We start from the raw sequence: 22,699 nt of genomic DNA on the forward strand, positions 1-22,699 counted from the left end.
AGCCACACAACGCTCGGAATGCCCCATGCAGCGGGCCGGCAAACCGCAGGTCTGATCGCGGGCGGCATGCAACTTGCTCCGATTAAGGGTCTTCCCCTGGCTGGAATCTGCGCATGCTGCACTCGCACCTCACCACCCTCAACGCCGTTTCCCTGGTGCTCAACACCTTCAAGGAACAGGGCCAGGACAGTGAAGCCCTGCTGGCCGGCAGCGGGATAAACCTCGCCGACCTGAGCCGCGCCGACACCCGCATCACCACCAATCAAGAGATGCTGGTGTGCGCCAATGCCGTGGCCCTGCAACGGGATATCGGCCTGGAACTGGGCCGGCGCATGCACGTTTCCTCCTACGGCATGCTCGGCTATGCCCTGCTCACCAGTGCCACCTTAGGTGACGCTTTGCGCCTGGCCATGCGCTATCCGGCGCTGTTGGGAACACTTTTCGAACTGAGCCTGGAAGCCGACGGCCCGCGCATCTGGTTCACCGCCGCCGGCTACCGCGAAAGCCCGGCCCTGGCGGCGTTCAATACCGAGTTCTGCCTGGTGTCGCTGAAGGTCATCTGCGACGACTTGCTGGGCCACCCCCTGCCGCTGCTGGGGGCGCGCTTCGATTACCCGGCACCGGACTATCAACAGCGCTACCGCGAAGCCTTCGACTGTCCGCTGCAGTTCAACGCCCGCAGCAACGCCTTCGCCTTCGACCAGCAATGGCTCGAACACCCCCTGCCCCTGGCGGATGCCATCACCCACCAGGCCATGGCCGAGCGTTGCCGCAAACAGAACACCGAGTTCACCGGGCGCCAGGCCTGGCTCGGGCGCATCCGCCAGCTGCTGGCAGCGCAACTGGACGCCGCGCCGGGGCTGGAAGGGCTGGCGGAACAGATGAACTGCTCGGCCCGGACCCTGCGCCGCCACCTGCGCGACCTGGGCTGCAGCTATCAGGAGCTGCTGGACGAGCTGCGCTTCGAGCGGGCCAAGCAAATGCTCTGCGAAGACCAGATGCCCATCTACCGGATTGCCGAAGCCCTGGGCTTCAGCGAGACCGCGAGCTTTCGCCATGCCTTCATCCGCTGGAGCGGTGTGGCGCCGAGCCAGTTCCGGCCCTGAGACAAACCCCGGCATAAAGACGCCGTTTGCATTACATTGCCGAGCTTTGAAACCGGCAAGGGACTGCAAGCTTGAACCCAATCACAGGCGCCATCGCCCGGCGCATCGGTATTCGCGGGGGGTGCCTGGCGCTGGTGCTGCTAGCCGGCCTCCCCCTCGCCCAGGCCTTCGAGCTGTCCAAAATCCGCTGGTGGGAAATGCAGAGCGACATCCTCCTGGACGATCCGGAAACCGCCACGCTGCAACTCGAACCCTTTGCCCTGCCCGGGCTGGCCCAGGCGCCGGCCCGAGTGATCCTCAGCCAATACCACGGCCTGTTCTATCTCAATGGCTATGCGGATGGGCAGTACCGGCAGCGAGTCTACAAGTCGCCGCCCCTGCCGCTGTTCAACGCCCAGGAACTACAGGCCTGCATGCCCGAGCAGCGACCCGTTGGGGCCACGGACAACTGGCCGTCGAGCAAGCAGCTGGCATCCGCCCTGAGCCTGACCAAACTGAGTTTCGACTGCCAGAGCCCAGGCTGGGAGTTGAGCAATCGCTATCTACTGGTGGACAGCCGCGATCCCCAGCGGCCGTTGCTGGCCATCGGTCAGCGCCAGGGCGAGGCACAAATCGACTTCACCCCGCAGCAACCGATCACCCCCGAACTGCAGCAGCAATGGCTGCAAGCCCTGCAGAAGTACCCGAAGCTGCTGGAACCCTTTGACGCCAGCAGCGGCCAGCTGCGCGTCAAGCCCTATGCGCCGCCGCCCAGCGCGGAGCAGGTCTGGACAGAATTTCGCCAGCTGCACACGCAATTGCGCGATGCCAAAGACAAGGCTCCGGGCATCGCCCGGGTGGAAGAGTTCTTCAGCCGTCATGACTTTCGCGCGATCGCCCCCGAGCGCAGTACCTACCCGGGCCTGCTCAACGACATCGCCTATTGGGCCACCGAGGCCGGCCAGTTGCAGAGCGCCCGACCGTGGCTGGCGTACGTGCTGCGTCGCGACCCTGGGCGCATGCCGACCTACCTCAATCTGGCGGACCTGGATTGGCGCCTGTACCAACAGCAGCCCGCAGACACCCGGCACCGGGGCCGGGCCATGGAGAACTATCGGCTGTATTGCGGGCTACGCCTGCAACGCCAGCTTGGGGTCCCCGCCAGGGTCACCCAGCGCCTGGGCCTTGAGGCCCCCAGCGAACCGGCCTGCCAAAGCGCCTGGCCGCTGGTGACAGCGGTGGACCAGGGTGACGCGGGCGAAGTCCGGCGCCTGCTGGAGAACGGCCTGAGTGGCGACGTGATCGCCGCCGACGGACGCCCGGCGCTGTTGCACGCCCTGGACAAACCCGACCTGGACATCGCCCGGCTGTTGCTGGCCCATGGCGCCCGCCCCGATGGCCAGTACAACGGCCGCACCCAGGTGGTCCTGGCCATGCGCCGCGACCTCAAGGACAACCCCGACCTGAACCAGGCCAAGCGCCTGAACTTCCTGCTGCAGGCCGGTGCCGCCATCGATGAGCAGGATGCCCAGGGCGGCACCGCGCTGCAGGAAATGGCGAAAAACCGCGAGGACATCGAGCGCTTCAACTGGCTGCTGCAACACCCCCAGGACCTCGACAAGCGCAGCGGGCCAGACGCGGTAACCGCGCTGTTCCTGGCGCTCAAGGGCGGCAACTACGCTGCCGCCCGGCAACTGGTGGAAGCCGGCGCCAACCTCAACCTGAGCTACGGCCGCAATGCTTGCGCAGGGCAGCCGATTCGCGAAAGCCTGCTGATGATCGTCGCCGAACAGGGCTCGCCCGAGGTCATCAATCCCTGGGTCAGCCAGCAAGAGAGCCTGGACATGTTCACCCTGCTGCTGGAAAAAGGCGCCGACCCCAACCTCGGCCGCTACTGCAAGAACAACGGCTACACCTGGCTGCTGGAGATCATGGCCCGGCGCAAGCGCGACGACATGCTCAAGGTGCTGCAAAGCTTTGCGCCGCCACCGCCGGCGACGGCGTTTCGCCTTTGAGGCGTGGCGCCGAACCCGCTGAGCCCCCTGAAACAAAGCCCGGCACAACGGCGCCGATTGCATTACATTGCCGAGCTTTCTACCGGCAAGGGACTGCACACGTGAACCTATTGACCGCCATCGCCCGGCGCATCGGGATTCGCGGGCTCGGCCTGGCACTGGCGCTGCTGGCTGGCGCACCCGCCGCCCAGGCCTTCGACCTGGACCTGGGCGCGATCAAATGGTCGGGAATGGCTCGCTACTTCGTCATCGACTACCCGGAAACCGCCACCCTGCAGCTCAAGCCGTTCCCCGTGCCGGGCCTGGAGCGAGTGCCGGCGCGGATCATCCTGACCCAGTACCGCGGGCTGTTCTACCTCAACGCCTATCAGGACCTGAAGTACCAGCAGCGGGTCTACAAATCGCCGCCCATGGCCCTGTTCAGCCCCGAAGAACTGCGGGCCTGTGCGGCCCCGGAGTATCCGGTGCCAGTCGCCGACAACTGGCCCACGAGCAATACCCTGGACACCGGCATCACCCTGACCTCGCTCGACTTCAAGTGCCAGGAGCCCAGCGATTGGCAACTCAGCCGACGCTACCTGCTGATCGACCAGCGCGATCCGCAGCGCCCGCTGCTGGCGATCAGTCACCGCCGGGACCTGACCCAGATGGAGTTCACCCCGCTGCAACCCATCAGCGATGAAACCGGGCGCCAGTGGTTGCAGGCCCTGGAGACATTCCCGCCGTGGTTCCGCCCTTTCACCCAAGGCAGCGGGCCGATCACCGTCAACGCCTTTGTGCCAGCGCCAGCCTCGAACCCGGACAGCATCTGGAAAGAATTCCGCGCGCTGCACGAACAACTGCGCACCGCCAAGGACAAGCAACCGGGCATCAACCGGGTGGAGGACTTCTTCGTCACCCGTGACTTTCGCAGCATCGCCACCGAGCGCCGTGAATACGCCGGCCTGCTCAACGACATCGCCTACTGGACCAGCGAAGCCGGGCACCTGAGAACCGCCCGCCCCTGGCTCAAGGAAGTGCTGCGCCGTGACCCCGGGCGCATGCCGACCTACCTCAACCTGGCGGACCTGGACTGGGCGATCTACCAACAACGCACGCAGGACAACATCCACCAGGGCCGGGCCATCGAGGGTTATCGGGTGTATTGCGGCCTGCGCCTGAAACGCCAGATGAGCATCCCGCCCCGGGTCCTGCAGCGCCTGGGCCTGAACGCCGCCAACCCCCGGGACTGCCAGGCCTTCTGGCCGCTGGTGGACGCGGTGGATGCCGGCGATCTGGCCGAAGTGCAGCGCCTGCTGGCCAGTGGCATCAGCGGCGAGGTCATGGCCGACGATGGTCGCAGCGCCTTGCTGCATGCCCTGGACGCCCCGCGCCTGGACATCGCCCGGCTGCTGCTGGAGCACGGCGCCCACACCCGCGGCCTGTACAACTGGACCACCCTGGCGACCCTGGCCATGCGCCGCGATCTGGGCGACAGCCCCGACCTGAGCCAGGGCGGGCGCCTGAAATTCCTCATCGACGCTGGCGTCGCCCTCGACGAGCCCGACAGCCAGGGCCAGACGCCCCTGATGCAGATGGCCGAGAACAAGCGCAGCCTGCAAGGCTTCACTTGGCTGCTGCAACACCCGCAAAACCTCGACCGGCGCAGAACCGACAATGGTGAAACCGCACTGTATCGGGCGTTCTCGGGCAACAACTACGAAGCCGTACGACAACTGATAGCCGCTGGTGCCAACCTCAACCTGAGCTACGGCCGTGGCACCTGCTACAACCAGCCCGTCGGCGAGAGCCTGCTGACCCTGGTGGCCGACAAGACCTCCGCCGACGACAAGGCGCCCTACGTCAGCCAGCAGGACACCCTGGAGCTGTTCACCCTGCTGCTGGAAAAAGGCGCCGATCCCAATGTCGGCCAGCACTGCGAGAAAAAGGGCTACGCGCTGTTGCTGGAAGCCATCGCCCGGAACAAACGCGAGGACATGCTCAGAGTGCTGCAGCGCTACGTTCCCGCCCCGCCGGCCGGCTGAACCCCGTGGCGCCCCGCAATGGGGCGCCGCGCCTCTTTAAGGGGCGAATTTCGGTCAAACACTTTGGCCAGATAAATCCCCTTTTGGCCGCTCCTGCCGTTCTCCGAAACCCCGCGCCCCGCAAGACTGTGATCCACCGAATCAGCCTGCGGAGAACAAGAAAATGCTGACGATCTACTCGGACGATCACCACCTGCACCACGGCCGTTGTGAACTTATCGACGGGCAATTGATGCCCTGCTTTGAAATGCCTTCCCGGGCCGACCATGTGCTGGACCGGGTGAAGTACCGCAACCTTGGCCCGGTAGAGGCGCCCAAGGACTTCGGCCTGGGACCCATCGAACGCGTCCACAGCCGGGCCTACCTGGACTTCTTCAAAGGCGCCTGGGAGCGCTGGGCGGCACAGGGCATCGACGGCGACCTGCTGCCCTACACCTGGCCGGCGCGCACCCTGCGCAGCGTGATTCCCACCAGCCTCCATGGCCAGCTCGGTTACTACAGCTTCGACGGCGGCGCGCCGATCACCGCCGGCACCTGGCAGGCGGCCTACAGCGCGGCGCAAGTGGCCCTCACCGCCCAGGCGGTGATCCAGCGCGGTGCCCGCAGTGCCTTTGCCCTGTGCCGGCCACCAGGACACCACGCCGCCAGCGATCTGATGGGCGGCTACTGCTACCTGAACAACGCGGCCATCGCCGCCCAGGCCTTCCTCGACCAGGGCCGCAAGAAAGTCGCGATCCTCGACGTCGACTACCACCACGGCAACGGCACCCAGTCGATCTTCTACGCACGCAGCGACGTGCTCTTCACCTCGATCCACGGCCACCCGGAAGCCGAGTTCCCGTTCTTCCTGGGCTATGCCGACGAAAGCGGCGAAGGCGCCGGGGAAGGCTTCAACTTCAACTACCCGCTGGCTGCCGGCAGCGGCTGGGATGTGTGGAGCGCAGCCCTGGAGCAAGCCTGCAACCAGATCCACAGCTATGACGCCGACATCATCGTGGTGTCCCTGGGCGTGGACACTTTCAAGGACGACCCGATCTCGCAATTCAAACTCGACAGCCCGGATTACCTGGCCATGGGCAAGCGCATCGCCGCCCTCGGCAAGCCGACGCTGTTCGTCATGGAAGGCGGTTACGCGGTAGAGGAAATCGGCATCAACGCCGTGAACGTTCTCGAAGGTTTTCAAAGCGCCCAGTGAGGGACTCGCATCATGCAAAGACTCAAACGCTTAATGGTTCCCGCCCTGTGCGCCAGCCTGCTGGGCACCGCCGCCCACGCCGAGGAACGCACGCTGCGGGTGTACAACTGGTTCGACTACATCACCCCCAAGGCCCTGGAAGATTTCAAGGCGCAGAACAGTCAGGTGAAGCTGGTCTACGACATCTTCGACACCAACGAAGCCCTGGAAGCCAAGCTGCTGACCGGCAACTCCGGGTATGACGTGGTGGTGCCGTCCAACGTGTTCCTGGCCAAGCAGATCGAGGCCGGGGTGTTCCAGCCCCTGGACCGCAGCAAGCTGCCCAACTGGAACCACCTGGACCCCAAGCTGATGAAGCTGATCGAGGCCAACGACCCGGGCAACCAGTTCGCCGTGCCCTACATGTACGGCACCATCCTGATCGGCTTCAACCCGGACAAGGTCAAGGCCGCCCTGGGCGACAAGGCCCCAGTGGACAGTTGGGACCTGATCTTCAAGGAAGAGAACATCAGCAAGCTCAAGCAGTGCGGCGTGGCCCTGCTGGATTCGCCTTCGGAGATCCTGCCCCTGGCCCTGCAGCACCTGGGCCTGGACCCCAACAGCAAGAAGCCGGCGGACTACGAGAAAGCTGAAGCGCTGCTGATGAAGATCCGCCCGTACATCACCTACTTCCATTCGTCCAAGTACATGGCCGACATCGCCAACGGCGACATCTGCGTGGCCGTGGGTTATTCGGGGAGCTTCTCCCAGGCCGCCAACCGCGCCAAGGAAGCCAAGAACGGCGTGACCGTGGACATGCGCCTGCCCAAGGAAGGCGCGCCGATCTGGTTCGACATGCTGGCGGTCCCTAAAGGCGCCAAGAACCCGGAAGATGCCTACACCTTCATCAACTACCTGCTGCAACCCCAGGTGATCGCCCCGGTCAGCGACTTTGTCGGTTACCCCAACCCGAACAAGGACGCCACCGGACTGGTGGACCCTTCGATCCGCAACAACCCCAACCTGTATCCGACGGAAGCGGCGATGAGCACCCTATACACCCTGCAACCGCTGCCCCGTGATGCGGAGCGGGCGCGGACCCGGGCCTGGACCAAGATCAAGTCCGGAACCTGACCCTCATCCAGGACGGGAACCGCGCGCCCTGTGGCGAGCGAGCTTGCTCGCGCCGGATGGCGCAGCAAGCCCAAGAGCGGTTTCCCGGTTCTGCCTGATACACCGCAACCGTCGGCGTTACGAGCGCTGCGCGGCCGAGCGGGAGCAAGCTCCCTCGCCACGAAAAGTGGTTAGCAGCCGCTGAGGCCTTGGGGGCTGCGCTCTTCGGCGAAGAACCAGGGCCGCAGACGCACGCCGACGCCGTTGCCGATAAAGGCCGCCACCAGCCACAGCCAGCCATGCAGGCTGCCGGAGGCGATGCCGCTGAAGTAGGCGCCGATGTTGCAGCCATAGGCCAGGCGCGAACCGTAGCCCAGCAGCAGCCCGCCAATCACCGCCGCCACCAGGGAACGGGTGGGGATTCTCAGGTTGGGGGCAAAACGTCCCGCCAGTCCCGCTGCCAGCAAGGCCCCCAGGACGATGCCGATGTCCATGACGCTGGTGATGTCCTGCCACACCGGGGCGGCCAGGGCCTTGGCGTTTGCCGCGCCCTGCCAGAACACCCAACTGCCCACGTCCACGCCCAAGCCACTGGCGACTTTCGCGCCCCACAGGGCAAAGGCCGAGGTGATGCCCCACGGGCGCCCGGCCAGGGCCAGGGTGGCGAAGTTGAGCAACGCCAGGGCCACCGCGCCCCAGACCAGCGGCCAGGGGCCGCGCAGCAGGCGGCGCCAGCCCTGGTGCTGGCTGGCGACCGGGGCTTCGAGGCTGCCGTAGCGGCGTTTTTCCAGGGTCTGGGTGAGCAAGGCGATCAGCGCGAACAGGCACAGGCTCAAGCCCAGGGCCGGGCCGACGCCGAAGCTCTGGACGATGGAGATCGGTGGCAGCGACGGCAAGGCAAACCACCAGTCCACATGATGGGTGGCAATCAGCGAGCCGCAGATGAAGAACGCCAGGGTCACCAGCATTCGCGCATTGCCGCCGCCGACGGTGAACAGGGTGCCCGAGGCGCAACCGCCCCCCAGTTGCATGCCGATGCCGAAAATGAAGGCACCGAAGATCACCGACACCCCGGCCGGCGCCACCAGCCCCACCACCGGCTGGCCGAACAGGCTGCCCGCCCCCAACGCCGGGAAGAACAGCAACACCGCCAGGGCCAGCATGACCATCTGCGCGCGCAGGCCAGCACCGCGCCGATCGCGGATAAACACCCGCCAGGCCGAGGTGAAACCGAAGGCGGCGTGGTACAGGGTGAGCCCCAGGGCGGCACCCAGCAGTAACAGCAGCACCTGTCGCGCCCCCACCTGGGTCTGCAGGAACAAGGCACCGCCCACCAGGAGCAACAAGGCGAACAGCGGAGCGCCGAACTTGCGTTCAGGCGCCAGGGAGAGGGTCTGGCTCATGAGGGCTCTCGGGCAGGAAAAGGCCCGCGAGTATACCCCGTCAGACCCGCCAGGCCTGACGCAGGCGGCCCAGGGCGGCCTGGATATTGGCCTCAGGCACCGCGGCGAAGCCCAGCACCAGCCCAGCCCGTTGGTCCTCGGGCAACCGGGTTTCCGGCAACCAGTAAGTGCTCAAGCCGTTCACCTCGACATCGACACTGGCCGCCTGCTCCAGCAGTTGCTGCTCCCGGGCCAGGCTGTCCACGCGCACTGTCAGGTGCAACCCGGCAGCCACCGTGGGCAGCGGTCCGACGCCTGGGATCGCCTCGGGCCAGCCGGCGAGCAAGGTGTTGCGCCGGCTCAGGGCGGCCCGGCGCATGCGCCGGATATGCCGCTGGAAATGCCCGGCGGCCATGAACTCGGCCATCACCGCCTGGGTGCTGACCTCGGAGTGGCGCACGTCCACCGCCCGGCGCTGGGCGAAGGCCTGCACCAGATTCGGCGGCAGCACCAGGTAACCCAGGCGCAAGGCCGGGAACGCCACCTTGCCGAAGGTGCCGACGTAGATCACCCGGCCCTGCCGGTCCAGCGCCGCCAGGGGGGCCAGGGGCGCGCCGCTGTAGCGGTACTCGCCGTCGTAGTCGTCCTCGACGATCCAGCCGCCGCTGCGCTCGGCCCAGGCCAGCAGCTCCAGGCGCCGGGCCAGGCTCATGATCACCCCGGTGGGGTACTGGTGGGACGGGGTGACATAGGCCAGGCGGCAGGTGGGCAACTGCTCCAGCTGACGGCAGTCGATGCCCTCCTGGTCCACCGCCACGCCCTGCAACTGCGCCCCGGCCACGGCGAAGGCGTGACCGGCCGCCCGATAGCCGGGGTTTTCCACAGCCACGCTGTCGCCGGGCTCCACCAGCAGCTGTGCACAAAGGCTGATGCCCTGTTGCGCGCCACTGGTGATCACAATTTGTTCAGCGCTGCATTGCAGCCCACGGGCACTGCGCAGGTAAGCGGCGATCAGGCTGCGCAGTCGCGAATCGCCAGCGGAATCGCCGTAGCACAGCTGGTGCAGGTCCGGCCTGCGCCAGAAAGCCGCATTCAGCTTGGCCCAGACCTCGAACGGGAACAGATCGAAAGCCGGCACGCCGACCCGGAAAGCCCGCGGCGGGCCACTGGGTGGCGTGCTCAGATGATGCTTTTGCAGGCGCTGCACACCACTGCTGTGGATAACTTTACTGGATGCATCACCAGTTATTTCGGTCGATTTTGTGGATAAACCTGTGGGTAAGCCTGTTGACAACCCTGTGGATACTTTTGTGGATAGTTTTTTGATGGGTAAGCGGGTTTCTGGCAATTGGGCCACGTAGGTGCCATCGCCGACCCGGCCTTCGATAAAACCCTCGGCATACAGCTGGTCATAGGCGCGCACCACGCTGTTGCGGGAAATCCCCAATGCCGCCGCCAGATCACGGCTGGCCGGCAAGCGCGTGCCGCTGGCCAGGCGCCCGTCCAGCACCCGCAGGCGCAGAGCCTGGTACAGCTGGCGGCTGAGGCCCTGGCGGCGATCCAGCTCGATCCCGGCAGGGTTGAAAGACAGCGGAGGCAAAGCACTGTTCATCGAGGCGCCCCAGGGATTGGACCCACAAAATAGACCAAAAATGGCTCTTACAACGAACCATTAGCCTGCCTAGGATGCAGCCACTCGCCAAGGATTTTTTCCATGTACCTACCGCGCGCTTTCGTCGATGAAGACCTCCCCCGCCTGCAGGGCGTGATCCAACACAGCCGCCTGGCGACCCTGGTGACCTGGGGCGCCCTGGGCCTGCAGGCTAGCCACGTACCACTGCTGCTGGACCCCGAACAGGGGGCCTATGGCACCCTCTACGGACACTTGGCCAAAGCCAACCCACAGTGCGCCGAGCTCGCCAGTGGCGCCGAAGCGTTGCTGATCTTCATGGGCGAGGATGCCTATATCAGCCCTTCGTTCTATCCGAGCAAGGCCGAACACGGCAAAGTGGTGCCCACCTGGAACTACGTGGCGGTGCACGCCTATGGCCAGCCGGAGGTCTTCACCGACCCGCAGCGGCTGCTGCAGGTGGTCGAGGGCCTGACCGAACGTCACGAGGCCGGTCGCCCGCAGCCGTGGAAGGTGGCCGATGCACCGGCCGACTACATCGACGGCATGCTCAAAGCGATTGTCGGTTTCGCCCTGCCGATCCAGCGCCTGGAGGGCAAGCGCAAGCTCAGCCAGAACCGCAATGCCGAAGATATCGCCGGGGTCCGCGACGGTCTGGCGGCCAGCGCCGACCCGCGCGACCAACACCTGTCGCAACTGATGGGCTGAGTGCCCGCCCAGAACAATAAAGGAGCTTTCATGAGCCAGATCCAGATCCGCCCGGTTACCACTGCCGACCACGCCGCCTGGCTGCCGTTGTGGCAGGCCTACCTGCGCTTCTACGAAACCGAACTGGCGGACGCCGTGACCCAGAGCACCTGGCAGCGCTTCCTCGATGCCCGCGAACCGACCCACGCGGCCCTGGCCTGGGACGGCGAGCGCGCCGTGGGCCTGGTGCATTTCATCTACCACCGCTCCAACTGGAGCATCGAGAACGCCTGCTACCTGCAAGACCTGCTGGTGACCCCGGACCAGCGCGGCACCGGCGTCGGCCGCCAGCTGATCGAGTTCGTCTACGCCCAGGCGAAACAGGACGGCTGCGCCAAGGTGCATTGGCTGACCCACGAAACCAATGCCACGGCCATCCAGCTCTACGAGCGCATCGCCGAGCGCCCGGGCTTTATCCAGTTCCGCAAACCCCTCTGAACCCGCAAGGAGCCACTGCATGTCGATTTCTCTCGCCGACTGGAAAGGCGTTCCCGCCCCTTCGGCCACCCTGCTTGAAGGGCGCTTCATCCGTTTGCAAAGGCTCGACCCGGCGCGCCATGGCGACGAGCTGTTCCAGGTGCTGCAAGGCCCGGACGCAGACCCCGTACTGTGGAACTACCTGCCTTATGGCCCCTTCCCCGAGCGTGCGGCGTTCGATGCCTGGCTCGCTAACCACGCCCTTGCCAGTGACCCGTATTTCTTCACCGTGATCGACCGCGCCAGTGGCCAGGCCCAGGGCCTGATCAGCCTGATGTCCATCGTCCCGGCCCAGGGCCGCATCGAGATCGGCCACGTCACCTTCGGCGCACCGATGCAGCGCTCGCCCAAGAGCACCGAGGCGGTGTACCTGCTGGCCAAGGAAGCTTTCGCCCTGGGCTACCGACGCCTGGAATGGAAGTGCAACAACGCCAATGCCCGCTCGCGCTATGCCGCCGAGCGTTTGGGTTTCAGCTTCGAGGGGGTGTTTCGCCAGCACATGGTGGCCAAGGGGCAGAACCGCGATACCGCGTGGTTCTCGATCCTGGACGGGGAATGGCCGGCGATCGCCAAGGGCTTCGAGCAATGGCTCAGCGATGAGAACCAGAGCGGCGCGGGGCAGCTCAAGTCGCTGGCGGAGTGTCGCGGGTAACCGTGGTTTTCGCCGGCAAGCCGGCGCCTACAAGGGGGCGGTGAGCCCGGCCTGGTAGAAGACCTGTAGCCGCTGCCGCAGGCTGCGAACGGGCTGGGCGGCACTCCGACGCAGCGGGCGCCGCCGTTGAAGGCCTCGGAAGGTCCTGCGGACCTTGGCGCAGCCTGCGGCAGCGGCTACAGGGGTCAGCCCAGTTTCTGCGCCAGCACCGCAATATGCTCAGGCCCAATGCCGCAGCAACCGCCGACATGGCTGGCACCGCGCTGGTGCCAGTCCGCCACCCATTGCAGATAACCCGGCGGGTCCAGGTCTTCGCGCAGGGGGCACAGGCCGTCGTTGGCGGTGGCATCCTCGGGCTGCGGCGGGAAGGCGTTGGCGTACACGCCGATATGGATCTGCACCCCCAGGCGCTCGAAGGTCTCGCGAGCGGCATCCACCGCCGCACCAATCACTTCCGGCTGGCTGCAGTTGAACAGCAGGGTCTGCACGCCCAACTGCGCCGCCACCGCCGCCGCTTCAGTCACCGGCTCGCCGGAACGCAGGCGCGGCACTTCATCGACCTCTTCGTCCTTGAGGGTGAAGGACAGCCAGAACGGCTTGCCATCCTTGGGCAGTCCGGCGTGGATGGCCCGCGCCTCGGCGATCGAGCTTTGGGTTTCTGCGAGCCACAGGTCCACGAAAGGCGCCAGCCCTTTAACCAGCGGGCTCAGCACTTCCTCGACCCGGGACGCATCGAACAGGTCCGGGCGATAGGAGCCAAATAGCGGCGGCAACGAACCCGCCACCCGCACCGGCTTGCCGGAGGCCTCTACTGCGCGGCGCGCCAGCTCACCGGCCAGGGCCGCCAGGGCCTGGCCTTCGGCGGCAAAACGCTCTTCACCGATGTGGAACGGCACCACGGCGTAGCTGTTGCTGGTGATGACGTTGGAACCGCTGGCGATATAGGCCGCATGCACCGCCTCCACCGCCTGGGGGTCCTCGCTCAACGCCAGGGCTGACCACTCGGGCTGCCGGAACGGCGCACCACGGCGCTGCAACTCACGACCCATACCGCCATCCAGAATTACCGTGCTACCTGCGCCCATATGCTTTTTACTCATATGCTTATGAAAATAACTCACTACCGGAGTCGTTCTTATAACTATTAAATACGCACCATTCGGTTAATAACAACTCTTTTTCAGTCAGGATTCCGATGAATTTCAAACCGCTGCTGGCCCTCGGCCTGACCCTGCTTACCGCCTCTTCCCAAGCCTTCGCCGGCGCCACCCTGGAGCGTATCGAGCAGAAAAAGGAGCTGGTCGGGGTGCTGATGGAAAGCTACCCGCCCTTCTCGTTCCTCAATGACCAGAACCAGCTGGACGGCTTCGATGTCGACGTGGCCAAGGCCGTGGCCGACAAGCTCGGCGTCAAGCTGCGCCTGGAAACCCCGTCCTGGGATGTGATCGCCGCGGGACGCTGGAGCGGACGCTACGACATCTGCATCTGCTCCATGACCCCGAGCAAGGCTCGCGCCGAAGTCTTCGACTTCCCGGTGCAGTACTACGCCTCGCCGGCGGTGATTGTGGTCAACGCCAAGGATGATCGTATCCATAGCGCCAAGGACCTGAGCGACAAGAAGGTCGGCCTGACCGCCGCCTCCAGCTACGAGAGCTACCTGAACAAGAGCCTGGTGATCGAAGGCGCTGAAGACACCCACCTGCAATATCCCTTCGAGAACGTACAGATCGCCCCCTACGACACCGACAACGTGGCCTTCCAGGACCTCGGCCTGGGACCGGGCGTGCGCCTGGATGCGATCCTCACCAACCTGGTCACCGCCCAGCCACGGCTGACCCAGGATGCGCGCTTCAAGCTCGCCGGCGAGGCGCTGTACGCCGAGCCCAACTCGGTGGCCATCGAGAAAGGCGATGCCCAGTGGAACGCCAAGGTGCGTGAGGTCTTCGCCCAGCTGAAGCAAGACGGCACCCTGAGCAAGCTGTCGCAGAAATGGATCGGCGCCGATATCAGCCAATGACTGCCTACACGCCACCGCCTCAGCCACCGCAACCGGTGGCTGAACCGCTGCTCAAGCGTCTGCTGGGCTTTCGCACTCGTCTGTACCTGACCTGGGCGGCGTTGCTGGTGCTGTTCGCCAGCTTCTTCCTGAGCTTCGACCTGAAGTTCTCGATCATCCTCGACAAGCTGCCGAACCTGCTGGGCCTGCACCTATCCCCCAGCGGCTTTCTCCAGGGCGCGGCGCTGACCCTGTTCCTCTGCGCCTGCTCCATCGTCGCCTCGTCGCTGCTGGGCTTTGTCACCGCCCTGGCGCGCCTGTCTTCCAGCGCCGTGGCCTTCGGCATCGCCAGCTTCTATGCCTCGTTCTTTCGCGGTACGCCGTTGCTGATCCAGATCCTGCTGATCTACCTCGGCCTGCCGCAACTGGGGGTGGTGCCGGGCGCCATTACCGCCGGGATCATCGCCCTGTCGCTGAACTACGGCGCCTACCTCAGCGAGATTTTCCGTGCCGGCATCCTTGGCGTGCCCCACGGCCAACGCCAGGCGGCCCTGGCCCTGGGCATGAGCGACAGCGTGATCTTCTGGCAGGTGACCCTGCCCCAGGCCATGCGCACCATCATTCCGCCGGCCACCAACCAGTTCATCTCGATGCTCAAGGACTCGTCGCTGATCTCGGTGATGGGGGTCTGGGAAGTGATGTTCCTGGCCCAGTCCTACGGCCGCTCCAGCTACCGCTACATCGAGATGCTCAGCACCGCGGCGCTGATCTACTGGCTGCTGTCCATCGGCCTGGAACTGATCCAGGCACGGATGGAAAAGCATTACGGCAAGGGCTACGCCAAACGCGGCTAAGGCTCAGGCAAGCGTCGAAGGCCCGGGAATAACCGGGCTTCTTGCCGAGCGCTCAAGTTCATCGAGCAGCGAACGGGCGCGGCTGGTCTTCTGCACCTTCACCACCCCCATCTGCAAGCCGAACGGCTTGAACACCGCGTTCAATGACTTGAGGGTCGGGTTGCCGTCACCGTGTTCGATGTGGATCAGGGTGCGCAGGGAAATCCGGCACATCCTGGCAAACTGGCTCTGATGCAGCCCAGTGACTTCGGTGCGCAGGCGCTTGACCGCGTCGCCAAGCGACAAGCGACCGCCCGCCAGCTCCTGCTGGATGTGGTCGATCAAGGCCCCGCGTTCTTCCAGCGTCATGGTCATCGCAATCCCCACTCCTGCAGGCGTCGGTCCAGGTGGCGCAGGTGAATGCGCGGATGATTGAAGGTGGCTTCGGGCAGGCCGCCGGCACTCAACAGGTCCGGCAGGGCCCGCAGGTGTTCGGCATCTGCGCGCAGGCGCGTCAGGGCGGCCTCTGGATCCAGCAGCGGCCTGAGGCTGGCACACACCAGGCGCCAGTCGACGTCACCGGCTACTTCCATGCGTCCTGGCCATTTGGTGGTGCGGGCAATCCCCTGGTCATCCATGACCTTGGGCGCCAGGTCATGGATCGGGGCCAGGCGCACCTCTGTATCCGTGCGAACCACCGCAAGCGTGCGGCCATGATTGTCCGTGTTGCCGAGAATCCTGTTGAGCAGGTCGCGCCGCAGGTAGTCCGCCACCAGTTCAGGGATCGACGCCTCCTGGCCGGTGGCGCGCCACAGTTCGGCGAGAATCCCCAGGACCTCGGTATGACGCATGCCCTGGCCATGGCCCACCAGAGCGGCCAGGGAGTAGATCGACTCCACTGCCAGACGCTCGACTCCGGCGGGCGTTAGCCGACGGTCAAAACGCTGCATCCACAGGCTTGGCCGCCGCCCCTCTTCCAGCGCCAGCCCAGGCGCCGGGAAGGTCTCGATACCCAGCTGCTGCAGCGCCCGGTAGTAATGGAACTCGCTTCTGAGGATGTCGCAGGCAGTCGGCGAAGCCGGGTTACGGGGGAACTTCACCCACCAGTGACGCGCTGCACAAGCGTCATCGAGCAACGCATCGGGGTACAACAAGCCCTCGCGGTTTTCCGTCAGCAACAGCTTGGGCGCTTCGTCGCCGATGTTCGCCGTGCCACCAAAAGCCGCCGCCTGCTCATGGGCGTATTCCAGAAAACGGTTATCCAGGGTCACCACCTGCTCCCGGGTGAAGCCCAGGGCCGGACGCCTGTGCAGCCCTGCCAGGGACTCCTTGATCCGCAGATGGCCAATGGGCGCCGCAGTGCTTCGGGCCAGGAGGAACAACTCGCTGCCCATGCCATCGGGCCGCTCATGGCCGATCTGCCGCAGCAAAAAGCGGCGCGCCGCCGGCGTGGCGACCAGGTCATAAAGAAAGGCCGGCGCCCGCTCTTCTCGCCAGGGCTCCCAGCCCAAGGGTATCTGCGCACTGACCGAGCGGCTCAGCGGGCTGGCAACCGCGTCCAGGTTGTCCACCAGATACTGCGGGACATAACCAAAGCTGCAAGGGCTGGCAAAGCCCGCTTCGGGGTTGTCGAAACTCAGGGTCATGGCATCGGTCCACGCCCCTGCGCCGTAGAGCTGCAACGTCAGCCGGAGCATTGGGGTACCTGTCATTTGCTGCACGTGTATAGAGACTCCGCCTCAATCATCCGCGCATTATATTGCAGTTATTCCAAGCCTCCGAGCCAGTAAGTGCATCTAAAAACATTTCAATGAACTATCGGCTGCATAAAATGCATTAAATGACACTTCAAAAAAGCCAAAAAAAGGGGAGCCGTAGCTCCCCCGAGGTAAACCGTTGCAGATGAGGGCCTGAACTCAGCCCTCGATTTCGATGAGGATTTCGCCCGGGTTGACCCGGTCGCCCTTGGCCACGTGGATCGCCACGACCTTGCCGGCGACGGCCGCCTGGACTTCGGTTTCCATCTTCATGGCTTCGGTGATCAGTACCGCCTGACCTTCCTTGACCACGTCGCCTTCCTTGACCAGCACATCGACGATGTTGCCCGGCATGGTGGTGCTGACATGACCCGGGGCGCTGGCCTGTTTGCGCTTGCTGGTGCCGCCGCCGACGAACTCGTTGAGTGGCTCGAACACCACTTCTTCCGGCATGCCGTCGATGGACAGGTAGAAGTGGCGCTTGCCTTCGGCCTTGACCCCAACGCCAGTGATGTCGACGCGGTAGGTTTCGCCGTGGACATCGATGACGAACTCGGTAGGTACGCCTTCACCGCCCGGCTTGCTGACACCACCGGCTTCAGGGATCGGCAGCAACGCTTCCGGAACCAGGGTGCCGGCCTCACGCTCTTCGAGGAACTTGCGCCCGATGTCCGGGAACATGGCGTAGGTCAGCACGTCTTCCTCGGAATGCGCCAGGGCACCGATTTCGCCGCGCAGCTTGGTCATTTCCGGTTTCAGCAGGTCGGCCGGACGCACATCGATCACGTCCTCGCTGCCGATGGCCTGGCGCCGCAGGTTTTCGTCCACCTGACCCGGGGCCTTGCCGTAGCCGCCCTGCAGGTAGAGCTTCACTTCGTTGGTGATGGTCTTGTAGCGCTCGCCAGCCAGGACGTTGAAGAACGCCTGGGTGCCGACGATCTGCGAGGTCGGGGTCACCAGCGGCGGGTAGCCCAGGTCGTGACGCACCCGCGGGATCTCGGCCAGCACTTCGCCCATGCGGTTCAGCGCGCCCTGCTCTTTCAACTGGTTGGCCAGGTTGGAAATCATCCCGCCCGGCACCTGGTTGACTTGCACCCGGGTATCGACCGCGGTGAATTCGCTTTCGAACTGGTGGTACTTTTTGCGCACGGCGTAGAAGTACAGGCCGATCTCTTGCAGCAGCTCCAGGTCCAGGCCGGTGTCGAACTCGCTGCCTTTAAGGGCCGCGACCATGGACTCGGTGCCCGGGTGGCTGGTGCCCCAGGCGAAGCTGGAGATGGCGGTGTCGATATGGTCGGCGCCGTTCTCGATGGCCTTGAGCTGGCACATGGCAGCCAGGCCGGCGGTGTCGTGGGAGTGGATGAACACCGGCAGCGACAGCTCGGCCTTCAGCGCCTTGACCAGCTCGCCGGTGGCGTAAGGGGTCAGCAGGCCGGCCATGTCCTTGATGGCGATGGAGTCGCAGCCCATGGCTTCCATCTGCTTGGCCTGGGCCACGAAGGCCTCGATGGTGTGCACCGGGCTGGTGGTGTAGGCGATGGTGCCCTGGGCGTGCTTACCGGCGGCCTTCACCGCCTCGATGGCGACCCGCAGGTTACGCACGTCGTTCATGGCGTCGAAGATGCGGAACACGTCGATGCCATTGACCGCGGCCTTGGCCACGAAGGCTTTGACCACGTCGTCGCTGTAGTGGCGGTAGCCCAGCAGGTTCTGGCCACGCAGGAGCATCTGCAGACGGGTGTTGGGCAGCGCCGCGCGCAATTGGCGCAGGCGCTCCCAGGGGTCTTCCTTGAGGAAGCGCACGCAGGCGTCGAAGGTCGCGCCGCCCCAGACTTCCAGGGACCAGTAGCCGACTTTGTCGAGCTTGTCGCAGATCGGCAGCATGTCTTCGGTGCGCATGCGAGTCGCCAGCAGCGATTGGTGGGCGTCGCGCAGGATGGTGTCGGTTACATGAATCTTCTTGGACATTGTTTTATTCCTCACAGGCCTGCGTGGGCGGCGATGGCGGCGGCGATGGCCAGGGCCAGCTCTTCGGGTTTGCGCTTGATCGAGTAGTTGGTCAGTTCCGGATGGCTTTCAACGAAGCTGGTATTGAACTGACCGCTACGGAATTCCGGGTTACGCAGGATTTCCTGGTAGTAGGCGGCGGTGGTCTTGACCCCTTGCAGACGCATGTCGTCGAGGGCGCGCAGGCCACGGTCCATCGCCTCTTCCCAGGTCAGCGCCCAGACCACCAGCTTCAGGCACATGGAGTCGTAGAACGGCGGAATGGTGTAGCCGGTGTAGATCGCCGTGTCGGTGCGCACGCCGGGTCCGCCGGGGGCGTAGTAACGGGTGATCTTGCCGAAGCTGGGCAGGAAGTTGTTCTTCGGGTCCTCGGCGTTGATCCGGAACTGCAGGGCAAAACCACGGTGGTGGATGTCTTCCTGCTTCACCGACAGTGGCAGGCCCGAGGCGATGCGGATCTGCTCGCGAACGATGTCGATGCCGGTGATCTCCTCGGTGATGGTGTGCTCCACCTGCACCCGGGTGTTCATCTCCATGAAGTACACCTCGCCCTCGGCGAGCAGGAACTCCACGGTGCCGGCGTTCTCGTAGCCCACGGCCTTGGCCGCGCGCACCGACAGGTCGCCGATGTAGGCGCGCTGTTCCGGGGTCAACTGCGGGCTCGGGGCGATCTCGATGAGCTTCTGGTTACGGCGCTGGATCGAGCAGTCGCGCTCGAACAGGTGCACCACGTTGCCAAAGCTGTCGCCGAGGATCTGCGCTTCGATGTGCTTGGGATTGACGATGCATTTTTCCAGGAACACTTCCGCCGAACCGAAGGCCTTGGTGGCTTCGGAAATCACTCGGGGGAACGCCTGCTCCAGCTCTTCACGGCTGTTGCAGCGACGAATGCCGCGGCCGCCACCACCGGAGGTGGCCTTGAGCATCACCGGGTAGCCGATGCGGTCGCCCTCAGTCAGGGCTTCATGGATATCCGCGACGTTGCCTTCGGTACCCGGGGTCACCGGCACGCCGGCCTTGATCATGCTGCGGCGGGCTTCAGTCTTGTCGCCCATGCGGCGGATGACTTCCGCCGACGGGCCGATGAATTTGATGCCACGTTCGGCGCAGATGTCCGCCAGTTCGGCGTTTTCCGAAAGAAAACCATAGCCGGGATGCAAGGCATCACAGCCGGTTTCCACCGCCAGGTTCACCAGCTTGCGGGGGTTCAGGTAGCCGGCCAGCGGCTCGGCGCCAATGCTGTGGGCCTCATCCGCACGCTTTACATGCAGGGCATGGCGATCAGCGTCGGAGAAGATCGCTACCGAACGGATGCCCATCTCGGCGCAGGCACGCACGATTCGTACGGCGATCTCACCACGGTTGGCGATCAGGATCTTTTTTATCACTTGGAGGTTCCCTTGAGCCGTTGGAACAAACGACCCGCTAGACCGAGTCGGCGCGTGACCAAATGTTTCAAGTCAGTCGCCGCGTCACACTAGCTCTGCAGAGGGATTAACAAAAATCAATAATTATTGGGTTGGGCATAAGTAAAGACTTATAGTTGTGCTACCAGCCCTTGGCGCGAGCACTGAAAAATGCGTAAGTCCTTGATGAGACTGACATTACGTCAGTTGCAGATTTTCAATGAAGTCTGCGATCTACGCTCCTACAGCCGCGCCGCCGATGAAATGAATCTCACCCAGCCCGCGGTCAGCCTGCAGATCCGTCAGCTGGAGGAGCTGATCGGCCAGCCGCTGTTCGATTACGTGGGCAAGAAGCTCTACATGACCGAAGCCGCCGAGGCCCTGCAACGGGCCAGCCGGGACATCTTCGGGCGCCTGGAAAACCTCGACATGCAGCTCTCGGACATGCAGGGCTCGCTGCAGGGCCAGCTCAAGCTGGCGGTGGAATCCAGCGCCAAATACTTCGTCCCGCACCTGTTCGCCGCCTTCAAGCGCCAGCATCCGGAAGTCCACCTGCAACTGACGGTGGTCAACCGCTCCCAGGTGATCCGCCGCCTCTCGGACAACCGCGATGACCTGGTGATCATGTCCATGGTGCCCCAGGACATGGAGCTGGAGTTCCTGCCCTTCCTCAACAACCCCATCGTCGCCGTGGCGCCGCCGGATCATCCCCTGAGCCACATGGGTCCGCTGCGCCTGCAGGACCTGGAGCCCTACACCCTGGTGCTGCGCGAGCCCGGCTCGGGCACCCGCCTGGCCTGCGAGGAGTACTTCAAGGAGAAGCGCGTGCACTTCACCCAGATCCTCGAAGTGTCGTCGGCGGAAGCTCAGCGCGAGTGCGTGCGGGCGGGTCTGGGCGTGGCCTTGCTGACGCGCCACGCCCTGAACCTTGAGTTGGCGACCGGCGGCTTGATCGAGTTGCCGGTCGAAGAGCTGCCATTGCTTCGCAGCTGGTGCCTGGTGCAGGCCAAAGCCAAACGCCTGTCACCGGTAGCGCATGCGTTCCTGGGATTCATCCGCAGCGAACGCGTGCAGATCAGCGGGCTGGTTGAACGCTTCGACGGGAAGCCGCGGGTGCCGCCTGCCAGTAATTGACGGCCTCAAGCTCGGGGTAATCGTTGATTTGCTGCTGCAACTGACGCAGCTCGAAGCGGTGTTCGATCGCACGACGAAATTCCATGCGGCGCTGGTCTTCCTGCTGACGACGGGTCTTGACTGCGCTGTTGCTCTCTTCGTAAGGCCGGGCCATTTCGAGTCTCCCAATGCGAGTACGGGAGCTTCACGATGGACGTCGGCGGTTACGGTTTGGCGGCGGGTCGGTTACAGGACGATGAACATTCGCCCCTCTCCAGGAGTCAGTCGTCCAGGGCTTTGACCGACTTGGGCGACAGACGCAGGCTGCGAAGGCTGCGCTTGACGCTCTTGAGGTGGTTCACCAGGCTCGGCCCGCGGGCCATGGCCACGCCCATGGCCAGCACGTCGATCACCACCAGGTGGGCGATACGCGAGGTCAGCGGGGTGTAGATCTCGGTGTCTTCGTGCACATCGATGGCCAGGTTGACCGTGGACAGCTCGGCCAACGGCGTCTGGCTCGGGCACAGGGTGATCAGCGAGGCGCCGCTTTCACGCACCAGGTTGGCGGTGATCAGCAGGTCTTTGGAGCGCCCGGACTGAGAAATACAGATGGCCACGTCGGTAGGCTTCAAGGTCACCGCCGACATCGCCTGCATGTGCGGGTCGGAATAGGCCGCCGCAGTCAGCAGCAGGCGGAAGAACTTGTGCTGGGCATCCGCCGCCACCGCGCCAGACGCGCCAAAGCCGTAGAACTCCACGCGCTGGGCCTGGGACATGGCGGTCACCGCCTGCTGCAGGGCCACCGGATCGAGCTTCTCGCGCACTTCCATCAGGGTGTGCAGGGTGGTGTCGAAGATCTTCAGGCTGTAGTCAGCGACAGAATCGTCTTCATGGATCGCGAACTGGCCAAAGCTGGCACCGGCGGCGAGGCTCTGAGCCAACTTGAGCTTCAGGTCCTGAAAACCGGAGCAACCGATGGCCCGGCAGAAACGCACGATGGTCGGTTCGCTGATGCCCACGCTGTGGGCCAGGTCCGCCATGGAACTGTGCATCACGGCCGCAGGATCAAGGAGCACGTGATCGGCGACCTTGAGTTCCGATTTGCGTAACAAATGACGTGACTGGGCGATGTGCTGCAACAGGTTCAAAGGGCTGGACTCATTGTTATTGGCTGACGCCGGGGATGTAGCAAGCTTGTAGTTATACTACAGGAATCGTCTTTTTGCCTGTTCAATGCATCATCAATTTGCCGGCCTGCCCCCCATTTTCAGCCGGGTACGGCTTATGT

19 protein-coding genes and 1 pseudogene are annotated in these 22,699 nt (G+C 64.5%); 11 read left to right on the forward strand and 9 right to left on the reverse strand.

Annotated elements, in window-relative coordinates; genetic code table 11:
• Positions 1-113: 113 nt before the first annotated feature.
• From Q8O96_RS17490 to Q8O96_RS17510, 5 genes are all read left to right on the forward strand, one after another.
• Positions 114-1,106, forward strand: a complete 993-nt coding sequence (locus tag Q8O96_RS17490; protein ID WP_305949153.1) for an AraC family transcriptional regulator — start codon at positions 114-116, stop codon at positions 1,104-1,106.
• A 71-nt stretch (positions 1,107-1,177) separates the two neighbouring features.
• Positions 1,178-3,100 (forward strand): ankyrin repeat domain-containing protein, encoded by a 1,923-nt coding sequence (locus Q8O96_RS17495; RefSeq protein WP_371826184.1) that lies wholly within the window; start codon positions 1,178-1,180, stop codon positions 3,098-3,100.
• Between the two features lie 101 nt (positions 3,101-3,201).
• Positions 3,202-5,124, forward strand: a complete 1,923-nt coding sequence (locus Q8O96_RS17500) for an ankyrin repeat domain-containing protein (RefSeq protein WP_371826185.1) — start codon at positions 3,202-3,204, stop codon at positions 5,122-5,124.
• Positions 5,125-5,287: 163 nt separating this feature from the next.
• Positions 5,288-6,319, forward strand: a complete 1,032-nt coding sequence (locus Q8O96_RS17505; RefSeq protein ID WP_102862355.1) for a histone deacetylase family protein — start codon at positions 5,288-5,290, stop codon at positions 6,317-6,319.
• 12 nt (positions 6,320-6,331) lie between these two features.
• Positions 6,332-7,432 carry a polyamine ABC transporter substrate-binding protein gene (locus Q8O96_RS17510; RefSeq protein ID WP_102862356.1) on the forward strand — a complete coding sequence of 367 codons (1,101 nt, stop codon included), beginning with the start codon at positions 6,332-6,334 and terminating at the stop codon, positions 7,430-7,432.
• Positions 7,433-7,602: 170 nt separating this feature from the next.
• On the opposite strand, the gene Q8O96_RS17515 is transcribed toward Q8O96_RS17510, so the two are convergent.
• Both Q8O96_RS17515 and Q8O96_RS17520 read right to left on the reverse strand, forming a co-directional pair.
• On the reverse strand, positions 7,603-8,814 hold the full coding sequence (locus Q8O96_RS17515) for a YeeE/YedE family protein (RefSeq protein ID WP_207166786.1): 1,212 nt from the start codon (positions 8,812-8,814) through the stop codon (positions 7,603-7,605).
• Between the two features lie 40 nt (positions 8,815-8,854).
• Positions 8,855-10,405 (reverse strand): PLP-dependent aminotransferase family protein, encoded by a 1,551-nt coding sequence (locus tag Q8O96_RS17520; RefSeq protein WP_305949154.1) that lies wholly within the window; start codon positions 10,403-10,405, stop codon positions 8,855-8,857.
• A 102-nt stretch (positions 10,406-10,507) separates the two neighbouring features.
• Between Q8O96_RS17520 and Q8O96_RS17525 the strand changes: the two genes are divergently transcribed.
• Genes Q8O96_RS17525 through Q8O96_RS17535 form a run of 3 tightly spaced genes read left to right on the forward strand, consistent with a single transcriptional unit; the run spans position 10,508 to position 12,299 of the window.
• Complete coding sequence (locus Q8O96_RS17525; RefSeq protein WP_115581248.1) at positions 10,508-11,131, forward strand: FMN-binding negative transcriptional regulator; 624 nt, start codon at positions 10,508-10,510, stop codon at positions 11,129-11,131.
• 30 nt (positions 11,132-11,161) lie between these two features.
• Complete coding sequence (locus Q8O96_RS17530; protein WP_102862360.1) at positions 11,162-11,608, forward strand: GNAT family N-acetyltransferase; 447 nt, start codon at positions 11,162-11,164, stop codon at positions 11,606-11,608.
• 19 nt (positions 11,609-11,627) lie between these two features.
• Positions 11,628-12,299, forward strand: coding sequence for a GNAT family N-acetyltransferase (locus Q8O96_RS17535; protein WP_305949155.1), 672 nt, complete (start codon positions 11,628-11,630; stop codon positions 12,297-12,299).
• Positions 12,300-12,484: 185 nt separating this feature from the next.
• Here Q8O96_RS17535 and Q8O96_RS17540 read toward each other — a convergent pair whose 3' ends face one another.
• Positions 12,485-13,384: a homocysteine S-methyltransferase family protein gene (locus Q8O96_RS17540; protein WP_102862362.1), complete on the reverse strand. Its 900-nt coding sequence runs from the start codon at positions 13,382-13,384 to the stop codon at positions 12,485-12,487.
• Between the two features lie 110 nt (positions 13,385-13,494).
• On the opposite strand from Q8O96_RS17540, the gene Q8O96_RS17545 reads away from it, so the two are divergent.
• Together Q8O96_RS17545 and Q8O96_RS17550 are read left to right on the forward strand one after the other, a co-directional pair.
• A complete protein-coding gene (locus tag Q8O96_RS17545) occupies positions 13,495-14,316 on the forward strand; it encodes an ABC transporter substrate-binding protein (RefSeq protein ID WP_102862363.1) in 822 nt (273 codons plus the stop codon).
• Entirely contained in the window at positions 14,313-15,149 is an 837-nt protein-coding gene (locus Q8O96_RS17550; protein ID WP_102862364.1) for an amino acid ABC transporter permease, read from the forward strand. Before Q8O96_RS17545 ends, Q8O96_RS17550 begins: the two co-directional genes overlap by 4 nt.
• 87 nt (positions 15,150-15,236) lie before the next feature.
• On the opposite strand, the pseudogene Q8O96_RS17555 reads toward Q8O96_RS17550, so the two are convergent.
• From Q8O96_RS17555 to Q8O96_RS17570, 4 genes and pseudogenes are all read right to left on the reverse strand, one after another.
• A pseudogene (locus Q8O96_RS17555) lies at positions 15,237-15,503 on the reverse strand (helix-turn-helix domain-containing protein); the annotation flags it as partial.
• Positions 15,500-16,774: a HipA domain-containing protein gene (locus tag Q8O96_RS17560; protein ID WP_102862535.1), complete on the reverse strand. Its 1,275-nt coding sequence runs from the start codon at positions 16,772-16,774 to the stop codon at positions 15,500-15,502. The gene Q8O96_RS17560 and the pseudogene Q8O96_RS17555, both read right to left, overlap by 4 nt.
• Before the next feature lie 270 nt (positions 16,775-17,044).
• Complete coding sequence (oadA, locus tag Q8O96_RS17565; RefSeq protein WP_102862366.1) at positions 17,045-18,853, reverse strand: sodium-extruding oxaloacetate decarboxylase subunit alpha; 1,809 nt, start codon at positions 18,851-18,853, stop codon at positions 17,045-17,047.
• Between the two features lie 11 nt (positions 18,854-18,864).
• Positions 18,865-20,280, reverse strand: a complete 1,416-nt coding sequence (locus tag Q8O96_RS17570) for an acetyl-CoA carboxylase biotin carboxylase subunit (RefSeq protein ID WP_025131542.1) — start codon at positions 20,278-20,280, stop codon at positions 18,865-18,867.
• 189 nt (positions 20,281-20,469) lie between these two features.
• On the opposite strand from Q8O96_RS17570, the gene Q8O96_RS17575 reads away from it, so the two are divergent.
• Complete coding sequence (locus Q8O96_RS17575; protein ID WP_102862367.1) at positions 20,470-21,432, forward strand: LysR family transcriptional regulator; 963 nt, start codon at positions 20,470-20,472, stop codon at positions 21,430-21,432.
• Here Q8O96_RS17575 and Q8O96_RS17580 read toward each other — a convergent pair.
• Positions 21,374-21,586, reverse strand: coding sequence for a PA3496 family putative envelope integrity protein (locus Q8O96_RS17580; RefSeq protein ID WP_081002137.1), 213 nt, complete (start codon positions 21,584-21,586; stop codon positions 21,374-21,376). The two genes, Q8O96_RS17575 and Q8O96_RS17580, sit on opposite strands and share 59 nt — an antisense overlap.
• A 106-nt stretch (positions 21,587-21,692) precedes the next feature.
• Positions 21,693-22,559, reverse strand: coding sequence for a transcriptional regulator HexR (hexR, locus tag Q8O96_RS17585; RefSeq protein WP_011064325.1), 867 nt, complete (start codon positions 22,557-22,559; stop codon positions 21,693-21,695).
• Positions 22,560-22,699 lie beyond the last annotated feature (140 nt).

Source organism: Pseudomonas sp. LPH60 (assembly GCF_030718165.1).
Classification (GTDB): Bacteria; Pseudomonadota; Gammaproteobacteria; order Pseudomonadales; family Pseudomonadaceae; genus Aquipseudomonas; species Aquipseudomonas danubii.